Here is a 19,727-nt window from a genome sequence, read left to right on the forward strand (position 1 = left end):
TTTCCTTATGATAATGGGGGCGCCTCATGGATACGTATAGGTGAGATTCTAAGGCTGTCACCACATTGTACGTTCAATAATTTAGCCGTTTCTTTGCTGATAATACAGGTGTTTTCCTGCTCATTGAACACGGCATAGTTAATGGTTGAGCGAAAATCCAATTGCGTATTGGCCAGTAGGTATTCATTGCTGCTGACTTCGTCGCTGAGACTTTTTATTACCATAATGCGACTTAGTGCAATGGTTCTAATTTCAGCAAGAGGCGCTTCTATTGTTGGACCTGCATCGAAAATATCAACATAGTTGTTATAGCGAAATCCTTCTTTTAATAAAATATTCATCGCCGGCACAGTGGATTGATGGGGTTTACCTATTACTGCTTGCGCTCCCTCTGATAATAATTTGACATATATAGGATTGCGTGGCATCAAATCGGCTATGAATTGTTTGTTGGTTGCCAATGTCAGCCGATCAGCTTCTGCAAAGGGCATGTGAAAAAAATGAGCGCCGATATTTTCCCAGAAAGGGGATTGACCCTGTTCATCAGAAATTCCACGCATCTCAGCGATAACTAATGATGCAAAACGCGAGGGATTGTGAGCCATGAATAAAAAACGTCCTTTGGAAAGTAATAATCCATTATTGTTTTTTCTGTATTCAGGATCGAGAAACAGGGTGCATATTTCAGTGCGACCCTGATTGTCATTAACCAGACTTAACACTTCATAATCACTTCTTATACCTAATGAATGACAGATTCGCGTACGCTTTGATATTTTATATGAATAAAAAGGAGTTTCATGCCCTGTTTTTGCTTCAATAGCTGAAGTACCGACTATTCTATTATTCTTCTGATCTTCCAATACAAAAAGATAATATTCACTGGCAGGTTTACTCACGCTTTTTGCATAGGAATTACAAGACCATTCCAATCGAGTTTTCAGCAAATTTTTATCTTTGGGAAGGGTGGTCATTCCTATACCACTTTTCTCTGCCAGTTGGTGAATCGCATCCAGATCGGATTCACGTACGCTGCGAAATAGCATCATTTTTTTAGATCCTCTAAACCACCTTGTGCCAAATCAGTCAAGAGCAAGGCACTCAGTACAGCACGTTCTGATAAACTATCAAGCAATATATATTCTTCGGAGCTGTGAATATTTCCACCTCTCACACCCAGGGTATCCAGGACTGCTAAACCATGGTGAGCCAGATTATTCCCATCACAGCAACCGCCGCTGTCTTTCCAGTCTATAGACAAGCCTAATTCTTTTCCAATATTTTGTACTCGCTGAAACAAGCGTTCTGTCGCATGGCAAACACGCTTAACCGGTCTGCCGAATCCACCATGAACGGTCAGAGAATAATCCGCCCGTTTCATTTTATTGATTAGTTTATCCAGTTCTTCTCTTACCCAAAATTCATCTTCTGCCAGGCTGATACGAATATCAAGTTGTGCTACTGCTTTATCGGGAACCACGTTTAAGGCTTCGCCACCCGCTATTTTGCCAATATTAATAGTGACTCCATCCCTTTGACCATTTAAGGCGTGTATGGCGGTAACTGCCTCTGCGAGGTAGCAAATGGCATTTTTTCCTTCGTCAAAAGCTCGGCCAGCATGTGCTGCTTTACCTGTAGCGACCAGGGTTAATTTTCCGCTCCCTTTGCGGTTTTTAGCTAAAGTGCCTGTTGCTGTCATTGCGGGTTCGTAGACCAGAGCCGCCTGATAGTTTGGTGCTAATTCATCAAAAAGTGCGCTCGAAGCGGGTGAGCCAATTTCTTCATCGGCATTAATCACGACATCCCAGCCTAATTGTGAGGCTACATCCGTTTGTTCGAATGCAGATAGTGCCTGCAACATGACTATCAGGCCGCCTTTCATGTCCGCTACACCAGGTCCATTGACGTAATTGTCATTGATGTAGGTTAATTGTTGAAAGGGGTTATTCGCCGCATATACTGTATCCATATGGCCGCTAAGGAGAATCCTGCGTTTTAAATGAGGGCGTTTGCTAATCAACAAAGCATCGCCGCATTGCTGTGTTGTTGCGTTACCACTCATATTGATTGTTGAAAGGGGGGGCAGTTTTTTAAATTGAATGGAGTCTGCAAGAGGTGTATAGGCATTGTGTAGTGCATTTGCCATGGCTGCCAGGCCTTCCAGATTCGTGGTTCCTGAATTGATCTCACAGAATTGATGGAGCTGAGCCACCATGGATTTTTGATTGGATTTTATTGTGTCAACTAATTCTTTATAAAATTTAACCATGGTTTATTGCTCTAAAACTAAAGGTGAAACAATAGCTTAATTAATAGTCTGTAGTCAAACGATCCTCCGTTGAGTTTCACGGCTGTCCCATTAAAAATATGACGTCTTTCCGAGCGTAGCGAGGAATCTCCTGCAAGGTTGCACGATCCCATTAAAATGCGGCCGTTAAAATCATATCAGTCGAGATGATATAAAAATCCAGGTACATCTTCTGATGACATCATTAAATTCCTTGTAAAAACATAGAGGTTAAAAGGTAATGATAATTAATGCATTAATTCAGATTGTACCAATTTGCAGGAGATTCCTCGCTACGCTCGGAAAGACGTCATATTTTTAATGGGACAGCCGTGAGATGAGTTTAAAGTTACTCAATACCTTTAAAGTACCTGTCAATTTCGTGAATAATTACTTCCTTCAAGCTCTTCTTCATAGGATGAAGTTTCAGACTCTGAGTCGTTTTCAGAGGAATCTGTCGATTCATAGTCTTGTTTTGTTTCTTTTGATGAAGTTACATTGCTGTCCACGACTGATGTTTCTGATAAGGTAATCGGTTCTATACTCTTAGCTTGGTTGAATGTCTGCAAGGCTTTGGTTTGCAAACTTTTAAGTGAAAGGACTAAGTTGTCTCGTGTGATTTCTTCTTTTCTGATTTGTGAGTTTAATGAGGGAATTGTTGTATTTTTTAAGCTTATTAGGCTTTGAGAATTGCGATTCATCAGTTTTGTATTCATCTCGATGGTTAGCATATTGGTTTTAATTGCAGAATCATTCATTTGAGCTTTGATGGTGAATACCAATGCCGCTATACCTACGCCAACTGTTGCAAGAAATAAACCGGCTGGAGGTATGGCAACTAAGGAATAGAGTAAGGCTGGGCTTAAAAAAAATGGGATAACACCACTCACCGTTAAAATCAGAGGGATACAGAAAATAAAGGTTAGCGCAACTAAAAGCAGGGCGGGGCTGCCTAACCGGTCACGTAATTTAATGTGATTGTTCATGGATACTGTGAGTTCAAGATTTTCGGATGTTAATTTTTGATTGGCTGCTTTTAAACTCGGATTGTTGTTCTGCAATGCTTTTAATTTAGAATTTAACTCGGTTAATTTAGTGAGTTGAGAGCTAATAAATTGTTTTTTAATTTTCAAGCTGGTTTCTGTTGCTACCGCTTGATGCTCAAATTCCAAATGTTTTTTCATCAATTTTAAAATGGCATGCAGTGCATCTGTTTCTTGTACTGTAAGTTGGGTTTTTGAGCTTTTTAGCTGGTTTTGTAGCTCTTCAAGAAAGTAGGGGAAGTTGATTTGTTCTGAATCCTGAATTAAATCAGCGCATTTCTTTTTGATTGCCTCTCGTTGAGACTTGATGCTATTCGTCAGTAAGCGACGGCTTTTTGTTGATAAGGTTTCTTCAATGCCTTCACCTGAACTACGATATCCGACGCTGGCTTGTGCACGCATTGTTCGTTTATCATGATGCGTTTTGCGCATATCACTTCGCGCTTCAATTTCTTTCAACTGGATTTGGCTGGTATGTTGCTCTTGTAACAACGTTTGAATTTTTAATTGATAATCAAGTATTGAGTTTCGTATTTTTTCTATAGCTCGATTATGTTCATTCAGACTTGATGAGTGTATTTTGTCTCGATGGGATGATGATTTTTTAGATACTTCGACTTGGGGTGGTGCTTCCATTATCCGAGCAAGTTTTCGTTGAAGTAACCCTATCTCGGTTTCATGACTACTGATCTGGGTTGGTATATGCATCAATTCACGATTGAGACGTTTTTTTAATTCCTCATCTTTTGTTTCTTCAAATTGCTCGAGTTTTTTTTGTTTCTCATCTTCAGCCCGTTGCTTTTTATGAGCTTGCGTTTCGAGGGCTTTTTGGACTTTACTCAGATTGGTGTCTCTGGATTCAGTCAGGATAGAGATAATTCGGGAGTGCACTTTAGGTATGGGAGCTTTGCTTAGAATAAGGGCTTTTAGTTCTGAAAAGGAAGGTTTGTTAGTTGCTAAATAGACATTAACCTGTTCCGTTACGAGATCCGGTATATTGAATTCGGCCAAAAGCATAATCACTCCAGATTATCATTTTGATCGATGTTAGAATAAATTAATAGCTCAAGCAACCGGCCCCGAACTATTGTATTTTGAAAATTCAAGCAGCGCGCTGCACAGGCTTGCTCGTTCAGTAGCAAAAAAACCGGTCTTGGCAAGAGATATTCCCTGAGTGATCAGGCCATTAGAATAGGAGAGGGTGGGAATATAGAGTATTAGTCCTAACAAGGTTTCCATGAGTCCTGCAACAATATGCAGGATAGGGTAGTTTATCCTGAGCTCAGTAGCCAAATTGTTATATTCTTTGATACTTTCTTCGGTTGGATTGGTACTCAACAATTGAGAAGTTCGAGCAACAACTTCAAGTAGAAGTCGTTGCCCATTTACTTTTTCCTTAAATTGATGATCAATCTGATCGAGAAGTTTTAGTCCGGATTTTTTCAGCTTCTGTTGATTTGTTGATAAATCATAAAATTGCTCTTTACATTGTTCCATTCGAATGGTGATGAGACTGTCGACACGAGAATGTGGACAATTCATATCACGCCAGTTGATTAACCAGGATAATCGCTCATCTTGTTTATAAGCCGCATAATTCGCGTTGATCAGAGTATCCAGAGCATTCCAGATGAGCTTGCGATGGAAGTTCATGCCCCTGCCTTTAACATTGGCTGCAGCAATGTCCAGGGAACGTTCAAACTCGTCTCTCTGGATAGGCCGACCCGTTTTAATGGATTTGAGCAAATTGTAATAAACAGATGAAACAGCACCCCTGTCTATGGCATCACGGCAGGAGAAGTTATACCCAATCGAATGGTTATTTGGGGTAAGTGACTTGATGATATAATCAGTTAACTCATATTTAGTAAAATGCAGCCATACCGCTTGCTTTTGAGCTGTAGATAATAGTTCATGCTCCATAATACCCATGCATTCAAAACTGTTTGTCAGTAGTTTCGTTAAAACCTGCGATTGATTTGTTTTCTCTGAAAACAACATGTTCCTGATTGCAGGGCTGATGTGAAAATCTGACACACCGCTTTGGTGCATCTTCCCTTCCGCGACATCGAGTAGTTCAGTAAAGACTTGACTGTAGGTTAATTTATCGTCCAATTTTTTATAAAGATAGGCACCCATAAGGGCATTGCTTGCAGGAAGAGTAATTACCGCAATTTTGTATTTGGGGTTGTTTTCCAGTTTATGAAGTTCAAGGCTTAATTGCTTTTCATTAGTACCCGGGATATCCAGAAGATCGTTTCTATCAAGTCCCAGATTATTAAAATAGATATGACAAATCTGTTGTTCAGGAGGATATTTTTGGGCATTTATCTCCAGCCAACGTAAAAATAATGGGCTAATTCGTACAGATCCATTATGACGTTGAGCTTGTGTACTAAAACGAAACTCTTTATTTTTCGAGTATTTGTCAAAAGAGAAATGTTTGATTGATGGGATATTAGTATCCAGTTGCGGTTTAAAATTAGGAGTAAATAAAGTCAGGAAGCGATTAAGCGGGTTTTCTACATTTGTAGGAGACAGTGTATTAACCTGAGTGTATCTATCTTTTGTTAGTGCTTTGGCAATTTCACTACCGATATCGACTTGCTTTGGCCTTATTTTTGCACCGATTCGATTAATCCAATGTGCATTTTCAAGAATATGGTTATCATTGTGATAGATACTAAAAATGAGCAGATCCAGTTCCTTTGCTTTTCTTTTACTCAGAGTTTTATATACTTCGTCGATCTGATCTTCCAGGTAGGCAAGCGTGTAGGAATATAAATTACCGTAAGGATAAGAAGCCTCATACTGCTCATCAAGTTTAGTCAGAGCTGATAATCCGGGTAAGAGATCGATTAAATTACTGGATATAAATGGGCGTAATTGGTTGAGATAAGCATAGCAGTTTTGATTATGGAGCATGTCACTTGATATATTATCTTCAGAGATCAAAGCTGTACTCACAGTGAATTTTAAGAGCAATAATTGAATGCATTGTAACAAATTAAATCTAATGTGGCTAGAGTCCAAATTATTGTGTATTTATCAATGGATTTTTTTTCGCATTTTCACTGGTCCAATTCAGAGAGAATATCTTACCAAAGACAGTCTGTACAGCGCTGTATTGTTTATTAGGTCAAGCCTATTATTGAATAGGTTTATGACTAAATAATGGTAGTGCATGTCGGTGTTACTCTTTATAATTCATTTTTTTATAAAGCGCCTTCAGGTTTTGTTATGAGCTACCATTTTCTTTTTGATGCATGTCATCCCGAGTGGAAACCGATTTTAAACAATGCAATTGAAGTGATGGATAAGGAGTATTTAAACCAATTATTGAACGATAAAAATTGGCTTCCAGGAACCACTAATCTCTTTTCCTCCTTTAGTTTACCTCTTTCTAAAACACGCTACATTCTTTTTGGAGAGTCTCCATATCCCAGAATTGAGTCAGCTAATGGTTATGCATTTTGGGATAATGCTGTAGATGAACTTTGGAGTAGTACTGGCTTGTCCAAACAGGTTAATAGAGCTACTTCCCTAAGAAATATGATCAAAATGTTATTAATTGCTCGAGGGTCTTTGCAAGAAGATACATCACAACAGGCTATTGCACTAGTCGATAAGACGAACCTGGTTCATACAGCAGAAGATCTTTTTCAAGGGATGATGAATAAAGGGATTTTATTATTGAATGCCTGTCTGGTGTATAGTGAAGGTAAGGTACCTTATCACGCACGATACTGGCATCCCTTTATGAACAGCATCCTGGAGCAGTTAATGATGATCAAATCCTCAATTCAATTAATTTTGTTAGGTAAGATTGCCAATAATATTCCGCACGATATATTATCTGTAGGATTGATAGCCGAACATCCTTATAACCTCAGTTTCATTACGAATCAGCGTGTTATTGAATTTTTTAAACCACTGGACTTATTAGCCTATGATCAATAGTGAATCCACAATAGATAAACAGGAACTGGATAAATTTGCACAACACGCAGCACAATGGTGGGATACCGAGGGGCCTCTTAAAACCTTGCATGACATCAATTCAACACGACTTGATTTTATCTCACAGCACGTGAAGCTGAACGATATTAGAGTGTTGGATGTTGGCTGTGGAGGGGGAATACTGTGTGAGTCCATGGCGAGAAGAGGTGCTGACGTTATCGGTATTGATGCTGAAGCAGAAGCAATTAAGGCAGCCGAAGAACATGCTCGGAACAATGGCTTGAGTGTACGGTATTTGTGTACTCCTATAGAAGATTATGAGGACAACGCCTTCGACGTTATAACCTGTATGGAAATGTTAGAACACGTACACAGGCCTGAACAGGTTTTGCACCATTGCAGGCGTTTGCTAAAGCCGGATGGTTTGTTGTTTTTGTCGACTATTAATCGTACTCCTAAAGCATATGCCAGCGCTATTATTGCAGCAGAATATGTATTAAATCTCTTACCCAAACAAACTCATGATTATGATAAATTTATAAAGCCTAGTGAATTGGCTGCTATGACACGTTCTTATGGTTTTGATCTCATTGATCTCAAAGGGTTACATTATAATCCAATAGCAAGAACTTGCGCGCTTGCTGCTGATGTCTCGGTAAATTATTTAATGGCTTTGCGGCCAGGGGAATAGGGGCACTGCCATTAAGTTAAGGTAAATTTGTAGCAACTGTCCTGAATTTAATTCAAGACAGTTGCTACATTTTAAAGTTAATTTTTCTTAAGTTAATGGCAGTGGGGAATAGGGTGTGTTAACAATCAACTATATTCAGTTAAGCCTGGTCGCTCGCAACTGTCTCTTGATCACATATTGCCCACGACCAGCGGATTTGATCGCATAACCAGGATGGCTGTTCTAAAACATGGGATCCCGCGGTCACAGCCGCGGGAATTCGCATGATATGTGAGTGCATACTGTATTTCGAAATCCCGCGGCGAAGACCGCGGGATCCATAAAGTAAAACCGGACTGGTTTGTGAAGATGTGTATAAGATTCATTTGCTCGCAACCAGGATTTTATGCACAAACTATAAGCTTCGATTTATAGGCTTGAGAAACCATGCCCCTGTTTGCGAGCAAACAGGGTACAACTTCTATCCTCTACCACCAACATAAGGCGATTAATTAGTACATCAGGGATGACGAAATTTTTGAGATTTTGAAAGAAGTCAACATGGATTATGCTACCGTTGCTGAGTTTTGCCTATTCTGTTTCTTTCTTTTTATTATACCGTTCCTGAAAACGTTGATGAGCATATTTCGCCTGGTCTGGGGTCACAACATCGATTTCATTACCATAAATATCAACGCGCGCAGCGCCTGATTTTTGGCAGTTAAGATAGGCTGGTGACGCACTGTAGTAACTCAATGCTTCTCTCAGTGATTTTTTACTAAACGGAGGAGAGTCCAATCGCTCATAAAAATCAATAATATCGTCAAAAATCCCTATTTTTAATGGTTTTACCTGATTGCCCTTTTTAAAAAAAGCATTGGGAAAATGTTCAATAAGCCAATCAATGATTTGCAGCTTATCTTTTCTATCTGGATTTATCTGTTGATTCATAGTCCTACTCGGATACATTTTAACTTGAATAAATTATCATAACTTATAGCATAATCAAGCATCAAATGCCGCTGTTCACACCAAAACATTATATATTTTAAATTCGAATGTATATATTTGGATCAATTTGGTTAAGAAGAGCTTTTTAGGTTGGCCACCGTGGATGTTATCCATCACTTTATTGAAGATAGATTTGCTATTCTTCATGTATCTTAAAGCAAATTCAATAAGTATTAAAAGGATAAATATGTCTTTGTGTCTGAAAATCCAGGATGACTGGGTGTCATTTAGTCACCAGGGTGATTTATTATTGAGATTAATTGCTCTATTTCGTGTAAGAGATTTCTCAATTCAGTTGCAGATAATGTCAATTTTTTTGGCATCCTTTCACTGCGCATATTTATAACTTACTGTATTTAAAGGATATTTACATTCTATTTATTAGTGCGATACATTAGTGAGATGAGGAAATGTCTCAGGAACGTCCTTGCGATTATGTACAACCATTGCTACATTATAATCATGACTTGTAAGGATATAAGTCGTGCAAAGGGATTTGAAATCAGAAGGAACTGATTTGTCAGGATGACAATAAGAACTGGATGTTCTTATACGGATGACTGCGAAAAGCCAGGGCTTGCCCTGGCTTTATTTTTTTAAGCAACCAGATATCCTGAATTGGACAAGAATTTTTTGTCAGGATAATAGGCAAATACTACTGATCCATTTTTAATGGTATTGATTACCGGCTTAGCTAAAGTTTGAGCTATAGCAGGACATCCCCAGGACAGGCCTGCGCGTCCCGCTTTTTTGATAAAATCAGGCTCTACATACCATGCGCCATGTATGACCACGCGTCTGTTGTATGCATTATCATTAAAACCTCGATCCAGACCTTGTAGATTTAATGAGTACCCTTTATGGCCTATATAAGTATTTTTAGTAATGTAGGTGCCAAGACTGGATTGTTTGCTCGATTCTCTATTAGAAAATTGATTGGCAACAACACCTGAATTTTTGCCATGGGCAACATAAGTATTATATAAAAGCTTTTCATTGCGAACATCAAATACCCACATGCGTTGTTTGTTTGATGGCAGCGAGTAGTCTATTACGGTTAGAACCGGCTTTTTTACCGCTCCTCTTTTGTTCGCATTTTTATACGCGGTTAAAGCGAGCTTCAAAACATTTTTGTTCAGTTTGGGCGCTTTAGTGCTTAAATGCTGAACTTGGGTATTAAGATCGGGTCCAGGCTTCGCAAATGAAGGGGTACTGGATGTAATGTTGCTTGTCAATATGACGGTTGAAATTAGAGATAACAAGGTATTCATACTGCTCCTTTCTTCTAGTTAAATCACCGTTATTGGTCATTAAAAAGATGGTGATTATATTAACAAATGACGCAATTGTAAAATCATGAGATCGTTCCTTGTTCAATAGGGGAAATAGTTATTCAATTCAAAAGCTTAACTCCAGGATAAAAATTGGTATCGTAACAATATGACTCAGATTGATTAAAATTAATACTAATTTGCCTGCTTTAATTAATCCATTTTGTATAAAATTTGTATAACAAGGGCGTAATTTGAACCGCAAAATACGATATAAGAACGGTTTTTTGCTTTATTAGACACGATAGGAAGCATATAATCCACTACAATTTATGACGAATGCATTTCTTTTGTATTAGTTCTGCACTATGATCTTTTGTTAAAACTTATTATTAGAATTCGGAGAATATTATGTTGGAAAAGCAGTCCATTAATGTCCCAGAAGGTTTACGAGCTGCTATTAATAAGGCTTATCGTGCGGATGAGCTTTCATTGATTACGGAGCTCTGTGATAAGGCGGCAATAGAACCTCATCAACGGACTGCAATTCGAGCCAACGCAATGAAACTGGTTGAGTCAGTGCGCACTGAAAGAAAGAAAAGCACCGGTATCGATTCATTCCTTACAGAATATGCTTTATCCAGTGATGAAGGCATTGCGTTGATGTGTTTGGCTGAAGCCTTATTACGAGTACCTGATAATGCTACAGTAGATAATTTAATTAAAGACAAGCTTGCCGGAGGAGATTGGAAATCCCACCGTGGCCAAAGTGATTCGTTTTTTGTGAACGCTACGACCTGGGCTTTAATGTTAACCGGTAAGGTCTTAACACCTGAAAAAGCAGAAAATACCCTGACAAAAGCATTGATGAAACTGGTTAATCGCAGCAGTGAGGCCGTAGTTCGCACCGCTGTTGATAAAGCAATGCGTATAATGAGCAAGCAATTTGTTATGGGTCGAACAATCAATGAAGCCCTAACCCGTGCGAAGAAAAAAGAAAGTAAAGGATATCGTTATTCTTATGATATGTTAGGTGAAGCGGCTTTAACATCCGCTGATGCCTTACGCTATTTTGAAGCGTATAAAAAGGCCATTGAATCCATTGGGCAACAAGCAGATAAAAACTCCAATATTTACAAACGTGCTGGTATTTCTATCAAGTTATCAGCAATTCATCCTCGCTATAACGAATCTCAATACGAACGTGTTATGGAGGAATTACCTCCCAGATTACTGGCACTTTCAAGACTGGCAAAAGAATACGGAATCGCCTTAACCATTGATGCTGAAGAATCTGAGCGTTTGGATTTATCTTTGGATGTGATTGAACAAGTGTTTAATGATGACAGTCTGGACGGTTGGGATGGTTTTGGTCTTGCTGTCCAATCCTACCAAAAAAGAGCATTTTATGTTCTTGATTGGGTTGCAGCCTTAGCTCGAAGCAAAAAGCGCAGGATAATGGTTCGGTTGATTAAAGGAGCATATTGGGATAGTGAAATCAAAAAATCTCAGATGCAAGGTTTTGCTGAATATCCTGTTTTTACTCGAAAAGTGTTCACTGACGTCTCATTCCAGGCATGTGCTAAAAAAATATTAACCATGACCGATGCGATATATCCTCAATTTGCTACTCATAATGCTTATTCTGTCGCAATGATTTTGAATATTGTCGGTGAATACAGAGATTTTGAGTTTCAATGTTTGCATGGAATGGGTAATGAACTCTATGAGCAAATTGTTCCAGCGGATTGCTATGGCATTGCTTGTCGAATTTACGCGCCAGTTGGAAGCCATGAAGATCTGCTTCCTTATCTGGTTCGTCGTTTATTGGAAAATGGAGCTAACTCCTCTTTTGTTAACAGAATTGTGGATGACAATGCGCCGATTACTGATTTGGTGGAAGATCCCATTACCAAAGCAAAGGCTTTATTCAATAGTATGAATAAAAATATACCTTTGCCCGAAGCTTTGTTTTTACCTCACCGAGTCAATTCGAAAGGATTTGATTTTACCAATCGCCATGAGAGAGCTTTGTTGCAGCAGGAATTAGCTAAGTTAAATTCAAATCAATGGAGTGCTGGCCCCATTGTTGCCGGAAAAACTGCATCGGATAATCAACGGGCAGTAACGTCTCCTCAACAGCCCTCAAGAGTGGTGGGCTCTGTGCAAAACTCCAGCTTGGATGATGTTGAAAAAGCATTAACACAGGCTGAGTCAGCTTTTCCTGCATGGAGCGGTACTCCTGTGGAAGAGCGAGCGGCATGTTTGAATCGTTTTGCTGATTTACTGCAAGCAAACATGATGGAGTTTTTATCTTTAGCTTGCCTGGAAGCGGGTAAAACCTGGAATGATGGTGTAGCAGAAGTTAGGGAAGCTATAGACTTTTGCCGATATTATGCCCATATGGCACAGCAGTTAATGGCAAGTCCTACGAGACTTCATGGATATACCGGTGAGTTAAATGAGCTCAGCCTACATCCTCGTGGTACGATACTGTGTATTAGCCCCTGGAATTTCCCATTGGCTATTTTTACCGGTCAGGTCGTTGCTGGTTTAGTCACTGGCAATTGCGTTATTGCCAAACCGGCTGAACAAACTCCTTTGATTGCTGCTTATGCCGTTAAGCTCATGCACCAGGCCGGAATACCTGTAGGTGCAATCCAATTACTACCCGGCGCTGGAGAGACTATAGGTGCTGCTCTGGTATCAGATAAAAGGATAAAAGCAGTCTTGTTTACTGGTTCAACTGATACCGCGAATCTGATTAATCGTACTTTGGCTACGCGTGGCGGTGAAATAATCCCTTTAATTGCAGAAACGGGTGGGCAAAATGCAATGCTTGTTGATTCATCTGCATTGTTGGAGCAAGTCGTTGTTGATGCAGTGGTTTCGGCATTTGGTAGTGCTGGGCAGCGTTGTTCTGCACTGCGTGTTTTATTTGTTCAGGAAGAAGTTTATCCTCGTACCATAGAATTACTTAAAGGGGCTATGGCTGAACTGGTTGTGGGCGATCCCCGTTGGCTTTCAACAGATATTGGCCCGGTCATTGATAAAGATGCTTTATCTCTTTTGACAAATCATGTTGAGAATATGAAGAAGAAGTATGAAATTCTGTATCAATGCAAACTGAGCGATGAGTGCGAGTCAGGGTTCTTTATGCCGCCAACGGCTATCGCTATTGATAATCTCGATGCCTTGGAAAAAGAAGTATTTGGTCCCGTGTTGCATGTCGTTCAATTTAAAAGAAAAAATCTGGATCAGGTTATCGAACAAATTAATAAGACGGGTTTTGGGTTAACTTTGGGCATCCATAGTCGTATTAATGAAACGGTTGAGTACATCAGAAAACGAATTCATGCCGGTAACTGTTATGTAAATCGTAATATGATAGGCGCAGTAGTTGGTTTACAGCCTTTTGGCGGCGAAGGCCTATCAGGCACTGGTCCTAAAGCAGGTGGTCCTAACTATCTTGTTCGCTTATGCCATGAGCGAACTTATACTGTGGATACAACTGCAGCAGGGGGCAATGCCAGTTTAATGTCTTTACCCGAGGATATTTAGCTAATGATTTGAGTTGATCTTGTGTATTTGAATACAAGATCAACTCAACTAATCAAGACATCTGGTTTCATTTCAGGCGTTGAAGTGGTGTGCCATCCCTTGAGTTAAAGACTACATCCTTGTATTTGAATCTTCCGTACTTTACTAAACAATCAATTGAGCGATGCTCAAATCAATTTTTATTCATCATGTCTTTTGGCAAATAACCAGGGTATCAGGACGAATAAAATCAAACCACCTATTAAAAATGCCTCAAAGAAATACACATTACCAATAGGTATTTGAGATGGTGGAATAAATCCTACTATCATCGCGAGGATGCAGCATATAATGCCTGTCCCGGCGACTAGCCACATAACGACATTACCTCCCGGTATGGTGTACCCTCGTGGGTGATCTGGTCTGGAATATCTTAGTTTTATAGCTGCCGCAAACATGATGATATAAACTAATAAAGCCATTTGCGCACTTAAATCGCTTAAGATCCAATAAGCAGCATTAATCGAATCAAGCAATATAAATATACTACTCAAAATCGTAAATATTAGCCCTTGAGTCATTAGAATAGTAACAGGTGCTCCAAAGCGATTAACACGAGAAAATCGCGCTGGCAGAGAGCCATCTCGAGCTGACACTAACAGCCCTTTAGTTGGACCAATAATCCAGGCAGAAACACCGCTCAGCCCGCCTAAAATGATCAGGACGGCTATAACCGAGGTCATCCAGGGCATATTGTAAGAATTGAAAAAGACAGAATAAGCATCAATTAAACCGGAAACCACACTTAAATTATCGTTAGGAACGACAATTACAATGGCTAATGACCCCAGCGAGAGGGTGGATATGATGACTAGCGTAGAGTAGAGCAATGCTCTGGGATAATCTCTTTGAGGATTTTTGACTTCTTCAGCATGAACTGCTGACATCTCCATGCCAATTAAACCAAATAATACCGCTGAGAAGAGAGCCAGATTGCCAAATGAGCTGAAATCCGGAAGCCAGGATGATGGGTAATTAACCGCCACGGGTCTACCCTGGAACATCCATACGATGCCAAGTACTATAATGACGAGCATGGGGAGCACGGTACCTATTGATGCACCAATAATGCTCACGATACTGGATAATTTCATCCCGAAACAGTTGAGCAGAGTAAACAGCCAGAAAAGGCTTAGTGCTGTTCCTAAAAGATAAAATTTATTATTGGCCAGGCTGGGGGCAATTAAATAGGACAGTGTTGCGGCAATAAAAGCCAACATCGTTGGATACCAGACCACATTATATATCCATTGCAACCAGATGGTTATAAAACCAGCTCGTCTTCCAAAAGCTTCCCTCACCCAAACGTAGATACCACCGGTATTGGGATACGCGGTCGCCAACTCGGCGGCAACCAGGGCAACAGGAATAAAAAAAGCAAATGCTGCGACCAGATAATAAGAGACTAGTGATAAACCAAGCTTGGCACTGATAGGAAGTGTTCTTAAACTGTCTACAGCAATTATGTTAATCATGACCAAAGAAAAGACGCTCAATACTTTTTTTGAGTGATTCATAATTGGATCCTTAAAGGGTGCAGTAGTAAGGCAAGTTGCAGGGCGAATAACTATTAAAATGTGAGTTTAATTGCGTAATATAAAATATGTCCATGCACCTGGATTCAGCATAAATAGTTAACCGCTAAATCTATCAGTTTATGTAAAAAAAATCAATGAGTTGTCGGATTGTTTCCACGGCTGTTCCATTAAAAATGTGACGTCTTTCCGAGCGTAGCGAGGAATCTCCTGCAAATTGGCACAATCTGAATTAATGCATTAATTATCATTACCTTTTAAACTCCATGTTTTTACAAGGAATTTAATGATGTCATCAGAAGATGTACCTGAATTTTTATATCATTTCGACTCGCTCGAAGATCCAAGAATTGATAGAAAGAAATTGCATCCTTTAACGGAACTATTATTTCAGGTGAACGTCTTCGACACAGCTTGCGATTGCGAAAATTTTTTAGCGCCTGAAGACATAATAGAAATTGGTAGTCGCGCAGCGACTACCAATTATAAATAACTCCATATTGTGGATAGCCCAATCGATCGATAAAGGCTTCATTTTGTTTAAGCGCAAAGATTTCTCAATACGTATTGAAGAATACCGCCGTTTTTGTAGTATTCCAGTTCATCTGCTGTATCGATTCTGCACAGCGCCTGAAGATGATCTACTCGACCGTCATTGCGTTCAATTGTGACAGATACTTTTGCACCAGGTGTGAGAGCGTCTGATACCTCAATGCTGATACGCTCGCTGCCTTCCAGTTGCAAAGTCTTACGTGTCACTCCATCCATAAATTGAAGTGGCAGAACCCCCATTCCAATTAAATTAGAACGATGTATGCGCTCAAAGCTTTCAGTAAGTACAGCTTTTACACCCAACAGATTGGTTCCCTTGGCTGCCCAGTCTCTTGATGAACCTGTTCCGTATTCTTTACCAGCAATAACAACCAAATCATGATGTGCTGCCTGATAAAGCATCGATGCATCATAAATAGGCATAATATCGCCAGTTGGAATATAACGAGTGATTCCACCTTCCTGCCCCGGAGTCATTTCATTTCGAATTCTAATGTTGGCAAAAGTTCCTCGCATCATGACTTCATGATTTCCACGACGTGATCCGTAGGAATTAAAATCTTTTTCATCAACCCCTTTTGATTTGAGATACAACCCGGCAGGAGAACTCGCTTTAATGGATCCAGCGGGTGAAATATGATCTGTTGTTATGGAGTCACCAAAAAGAGCCAGAATATAAGCTTGTTTTATGGGCTTAATTGCCTCTGGTTTTGCTTTCAGATGCTCAAAGAAAGGAGGGTGCTGAATATAAGTGGATTCAGGATTCCACTCATAAGTTGTTCCTGTACTTGTTTTTATGGCCTGCCAATGACTATCACCCTTAAACACTTCAGCATATTCTTTGCGGAACATACTACCAGTGACTTTCGCAACTTCTTGAGCCACTTCAGCATTCGTAGGCCAGATATCTTTTAGAAACACATCGTTTCCGTGGGTGTCTTGTCCTAAAGGTTCTTTGCTTAAGTCAACAGATGTGGATCCGCATAATGCATAAGCGACAACTAATGGAGGAGAGGCCAGCCAGTTCGCACGAACCTGAGGATGAACGCGGCCTTCAAAATTACGATTTCCAGATAAAACGGCTGATACCACCAGATCATTATCTGTGATGCAGTGTGAAATAGCATCAGGCAGAGGGCCAGAATTACCGATACAGGTAGTACAACCATAACCAACCAGATTAAAGCCTAATTGATCCAGATAGGATTGCAATCCCGCCTGTTTTAAATAATCGGTAACCACTTTGGAACCTGGAGCTAAAGAAGATTTTACCCAAGGTTTACGTTGTAATCCTTTTTCAATTGCTTTTTTGGCAACCAGTCCTGCAGCCATTAGAACACTTGGATTCGATGTGTTGGTACAACTGGTAATGGCGGCAATGACCACGTTACCATGCTTCATTTTAAATTCTTTATTTTTAACAGTGAACTCGGTGTTGCTCTCTGACTCTTTGCCTGCTTCTTTTAAAAAATGATTGAATTCAACGGGTAGTGAAGACAGGTTGACTTTGTCCTGGGGTCTTTTGGGTCCCGCTAAAGAGGGCTCAACTGTATCCAGATCCAAATGGAGCGTATCAGTGAACACGGGATCTTCACTGTTCTTGTCATACCACATGCCTTGCGCTTTTGCATAAGCTTCAACCAACGCAATAGTATGCTGATCGCGCCCTGTTAACTCTAGGTAACGAATGGTTTCTTTGTCGACCGGGAAGAATCCACAGGTTGCCCCATATTCTGGAGCCATATTGGAGATGGTTGCCCTGTCTGCCAGTGGTAAATCATTTAATCCTGGGCCGTAAAATTCTACAAACTTGCCGACAACTCCTTTTTTTCTAAGCATTTGAGTTACAGTCAGCACCAAATCGGTGGCAGTGATCCCTTCTTTTAATTTTCCTGATAATTTAAAACCAATTACTTCAGGAATTAACATCGAGACTGGTTGTCCAAGCATGGCAGCTTCCGCTTCTATACCGCCGACTCCCCAGCCTAGTACTCCCAGTCCATTAATCATTGTTGTATGAGAATCTGTACCCACCAGGGTGTCAGGATAAGCGTACAAATGACCGTCGCATTCACTGCTCCAAACGGTTTTTGCTAAATACTCAAGGTTTACTTGATGGCAAATACCCGTACCTGGAGGGACGACCTGAAAATTGGAAAATGCTTTTTGTCCCCAACGGAGAAATTCATAGCGCTCATTATTGCGTTCCATCTCAATTTCAGTATTGATTTCAAGAGCGTCTTTGGTGCCAAATTTATCTACCATAACAGAGTGATCTATCACTAAATCAACTGGAGAAAGAGGGGAGATTTTATCGGCATTTCCACCCATTTTTACAATTGCGTCGCGCATGGCGGCCAGATCGACAACAGCCGGAACTCCAGTAAAGTCCTGCATGAGAACACGCGCAGGTCTGAATGCGATTTCATGCTGGGAGGTTTTAGTTTCCAACCAGTCTGCTATTGCTTTAATGTCTTTTGTTGTGACGGTATTATTGTCTTCAAAGCGTAATAGATTTTCAAAGAGAACTTTAAGAGAATAAGGTAACCTGCTAATCCCTTTGAAATTTTTGTTTTCAGCTTCCTTCAAGCTGTAATAATGATAGGTTTTACCATCAACTTTTAATTCACTTTTTGTTGATAGACTGTCATGACCTACTTTCATAAAAGAACTCCCAAAATCAAAAAAATAATAATAGCTCAAATTTAGGAATTTTTCATGAGGTCTTTTAAACTAGACTCTATCTATTTTATAAGAGCGGTTCAATTATTTGTCTTTAAGAACATTCCCGAATCAATTCTCGGTGAACCGTGGTGTTTCACATCAATTTTATTTTCTATTTTTACCCGCCGATTACATTGTGTGGATTCCGCGGGCGAAGCCTGAGAGATCCTCACAAAATTGAATCATCGTCCAAGTGCCTACGTACCGCGCTTTATGCGCGGTACGTAGATTTTTCTAATTATTAATTATAAATCAATTAATTATGCTCAAATTTTGTGAGGATCTCTCAGGGTCGAAGCCGCGGAAATTCGAGTTGCTGATTCCGTAATTTATGAAGCATAGATTGGCGATGAGGATTCTGGAGTATCGAATTCATCATTAAAGGTGAGTTCAGGCTTTATGAGCTGAGCAGCCTGTTGAAATATGTGTTTTTCTTCAGATTTCTTTCTGGTTGTATCAGGTGATTCGGGAGTCATTAAATAAAAGCAACTTGGAAACAGCATTGTAATTGCTATCGAAAGAGCTATAGAGCCAATAGCCGGGTTGAATAAAAACGCGGGTATTGACACTGCCAATAAAGCAACACCGATTCCTAAAAGGGCAATGGATGAATTCTGAAGTAAAAGACTCGGTTTCATCGTGTCTTCAATTCCTACTGGATAATATTTAAATCGATGATAGTAATTAATTGAGTCGGATGCTCTATCGGGTGATTTCATACAATGAACTAATGTTCGCGCAAACCGGTTGTATTGGATTAGTATTTGCTCTTTTTCATCAAAAGAGATTTCATCATTTGCAAGTTCTTTTTCAAAATCACTTATTCTATTCCTCAGTTCACTAAGAAACAGCTCTTTTTCCTTGGAATGAATGTCATCCAGCAAGTGGATTGCCCGATTAATTTTTTGGTTAACTTCATCTCTGGTGATGACAGGAGAAAATAAAAATCCATTCATAGATAAATACTCATAATCAGTTTATGGACGAAGGCTACCATGTGTTGTTTTGCTGAAATAGATGTCTCTGTACAGATTTACACCGAGGAAATATTACTTAACAGTACTTTGATTATTT

The 19,727-nt window shown here is 39.8% G+C and carries 13 protein-coding genes; 4 read left to right on the top strand and 9 right to left on the bottom strand.

The window, feature by feature from the left end:
* Positions 1-5: 5 nt before the first annotated feature.
* From astA to G543_RS0104285, 4 genes are all read right to left on the bottom strand, one after another.
* A complete protein-coding gene (gene astA, locus G543_RS0104270; RefSeq protein WP_028383438.1) occupies positions 6-1,049 on the bottom strand; it encodes an arginine N-succinyltransferase in 1,044 nt (347 codons plus the stop codon).
* Positions 1,046-2,269: a hydrolase gene (locus G543_RS0104275; RefSeq protein ID WP_028383439.1), complete on the bottom strand. Its 1,224-nt coding sequence runs from the start codon at positions 2,267-2,269 to the stop codon at positions 1,046-1,048. Before G543_RS0104275 ends, astA begins: the two co-directional genes overlap by 4 nt.
* A gap of 392 nt (positions 2,270-2,661) precedes the next feature.
* Complete coding sequence (legC3, locus tag G543_RS0104280; RefSeq protein ID WP_028383440.1) at positions 2,662-4,347, bottom strand: Dot/Icm T4SS effector LegC3/PpeA; 1,686 nt, start codon at positions 4,345-4,347, stop codon at positions 2,662-2,664.
* 48 nt (positions 4,348-4,395) lie between these two features.
* Positions 4,396-6,297, bottom strand: coding sequence for a hypothetical protein (locus tag G543_RS0104285; RefSeq protein WP_028383441.1), 1,902 nt, complete (start codon positions 6,295-6,297; stop codon positions 4,396-4,398).
* Positions 6,298-6,570: 273 nt separating this feature from the next.
* On the opposite strand from G543_RS0104285, the gene G543_RS0104290 reads away from it, so the two are divergent.
* Positions 6,571-7,290: a uracil-DNA glycosylase family protein gene (locus tag G543_RS0104290; RefSeq protein WP_028383442.1), complete on the top strand. Its 720-nt coding sequence runs from the start codon at positions 6,571-6,573 to the stop codon at positions 7,288-7,290.
* Positions 7,280-7,981, top strand: coding sequence for a bifunctional 2-polyprenyl-6-hydroxyphenol methylase/3-demethylubiquinol 3-O-methyltransferase UbiG (gene ubiG, locus G543_RS0104295; protein ID WP_028383443.1), 702 nt, complete (start codon positions 7,280-7,282; stop codon positions 7,979-7,981). Before G543_RS0104290 ends, ubiG begins: the two co-directional genes overlap by 11 nt.
* Positions 7,982-8,551: 570 nt before the next feature.
* Here the strand turns inward: ubiG and G543_RS0104300 are convergent.
* Together G543_RS0104300 and G543_RS0104305 are read right to left on the bottom strand one after the other, a co-directional pair.
* Positions 8,552-8,911 carry a ProQ/FINO family protein gene (locus G543_RS0104300; protein WP_028383444.1) on the bottom strand — a complete coding sequence of 120 codons (360 nt, stop codon included), beginning with the start codon at positions 8,909-8,911 and terminating at the stop codon, positions 8,552-8,554.
* 656 nt (positions 8,912-9,567) lie between these two features.
* Positions 9,568-10,242 carry a murein L,D-transpeptidase catalytic domain family protein gene (locus tag G543_RS0104305; protein WP_028383445.1) on the bottom strand — a complete coding sequence of 225 codons (675 nt, stop codon included), beginning with the start codon at positions 10,240-10,242 and terminating at the stop codon, positions 9,568-9,570.
* Positions 10,243-10,653: 411 nt separating this feature from the next.
* Here G543_RS0104305 and putA point away from each other — a divergent pair, with 411 nt between their 5' ends.
* Positions 10,654-13,803, top strand: coding sequence for a bifunctional proline dehydrogenase/L-glutamate gamma-semialdehyde dehydrogenase PutA (gene putA / locus G543_RS0104310; protein ID WP_028383446.1), 3,150 nt, complete (start codon positions 10,654-10,656; stop codon positions 13,801-13,803).
* Positions 13,804-13,982: 179 nt separating this feature from the next.
* Here the strand turns inward: putA and G543_RS0104315 are convergent, their stop codons facing one another.
* A complete protein-coding gene (locus tag G543_RS0104315) occupies positions 13,983-15,359 on the bottom strand; it encodes an APC family permease (protein ID WP_028383447.1) in 1,377 nt (458 codons plus the stop codon).
* 304 nt (positions 15,360-15,663) lie between these two features.
* On the opposite strand from G543_RS0104315, the gene G543_RS0104320 reads away from it, so the two are divergent.
* Positions 15,664-15,870, top strand: coding sequence for a hypothetical protein (locus tag G543_RS0104320; protein WP_133141385.1), 207 nt, complete (start codon positions 15,664-15,666; stop codon positions 15,868-15,870).
* A gap of 47 nt (positions 15,871-15,917) precedes the next feature.
* Here G543_RS0104320 and acnA read toward each other — a convergent pair whose 3' ends face one another.
* On the bottom strand, positions 15,918-18,593 hold the full coding sequence (gene acnA, locus G543_RS0104325; protein ID WP_028383449.1) for an aconitate hydratase AcnA: 2,676 nt from the start codon (positions 18,591-18,593) through the stop codon (positions 15,918-15,920).
* 389 nt (positions 18,594-18,982) lie between these two features.
* Positions 18,983-19,609, bottom strand: a complete 627-nt coding sequence (locus G543_RS0104330) for a lpg1689 family Dot/Icm T4SS effector (RefSeq protein WP_028383450.1) — start codon at positions 19,607-19,609, stop codon at positions 18,983-18,985.
* Between the last annotated feature and the right edge of the window lie 118 nt (positions 19,610-19,727).

The organism is Legionella moravica DSM 19234, assembly GCF_000423305.1.
Classification (GTDB): domain Bacteria; phylum Pseudomonadota; class Gammaproteobacteria; order Legionellales; family Legionellaceae; genus Legionella; species Legionella moravica.

Coding starts and splice junctions, on each gene's coding strand:
- astA (WP_028383438.1), bottom strand. CDS start 1,049: ATGATGCTATTTCGCAGCGTACGTGAATCCGATCTGGATGCGATTCAC.
- G543_RS0104275 (WP_028383439.1), bottom strand. CDS start 2,269: ATGGTTAAATTTTATAAAGAATTAGTTGACACAATAAAATCCAATCAA.
- legC3 (WP_028383440.1), bottom strand. CDS start 4,347: ATGCTTTTGGCCGAATTCAATATACCGGATCTCGTAACGGAACAGGTT.
- G543_RS0104290 (WP_028383442.1), top strand. CDS start 6,571: ATGAGCTACCATTTTCTTTTTGATGCATGTCATCCCGAGTGGAAACCG.
- ubiG (WP_028383443.1), top strand. CDS start 7,280: ATGATCAATAGTGAATCCACAATAGATAAACAGGAACTGGATAAATTT.
- G543_RS0104300 (WP_028383444.1), bottom strand. CDS start 8,911: ATGAATCAACAGATAAATCCAGATAGAAAAGATAAGCTGCAAATCATT.
- G543_RS0104305 (WP_028383445.1), bottom strand. CDS start 10,242: ATGAATACCTTGTTATCTCTAATTTCAACCGTCATATTGACAAGCAAC.
- putA (WP_028383446.1), top strand. CDS start 10,654: ATGTTGGAAAAGCAGTCCATTAATGTCCCAGAAGGTTTACGAGCTGCT.
- G543_RS0104315 (WP_028383447.1), bottom strand. CDS start 15,359: ATGAATCACTCAAAAAAAGTATTGAGCGTCTTTTCTTTGGTCATGATT.
- G543_RS0104320 (WP_133141385.1), top strand. CDS start 15,664: ATGATGTCATCAGAAGATGTACCTGAATTTTTATATCATTTCGACTCG.
- acnA (WP_028383449.1), bottom strand. CDS start 18,593: ATGAAAGTAGGTCATGACAGTCTATCAACAAAAAGTGAATTAAAAGTT.
- G543_RS0104330 (WP_028383450.1), bottom strand. CDS start 19,609: ATGAATGGATTTTTATTTTCTCCTGTCATCACCAGAGATGAAGTTAAC.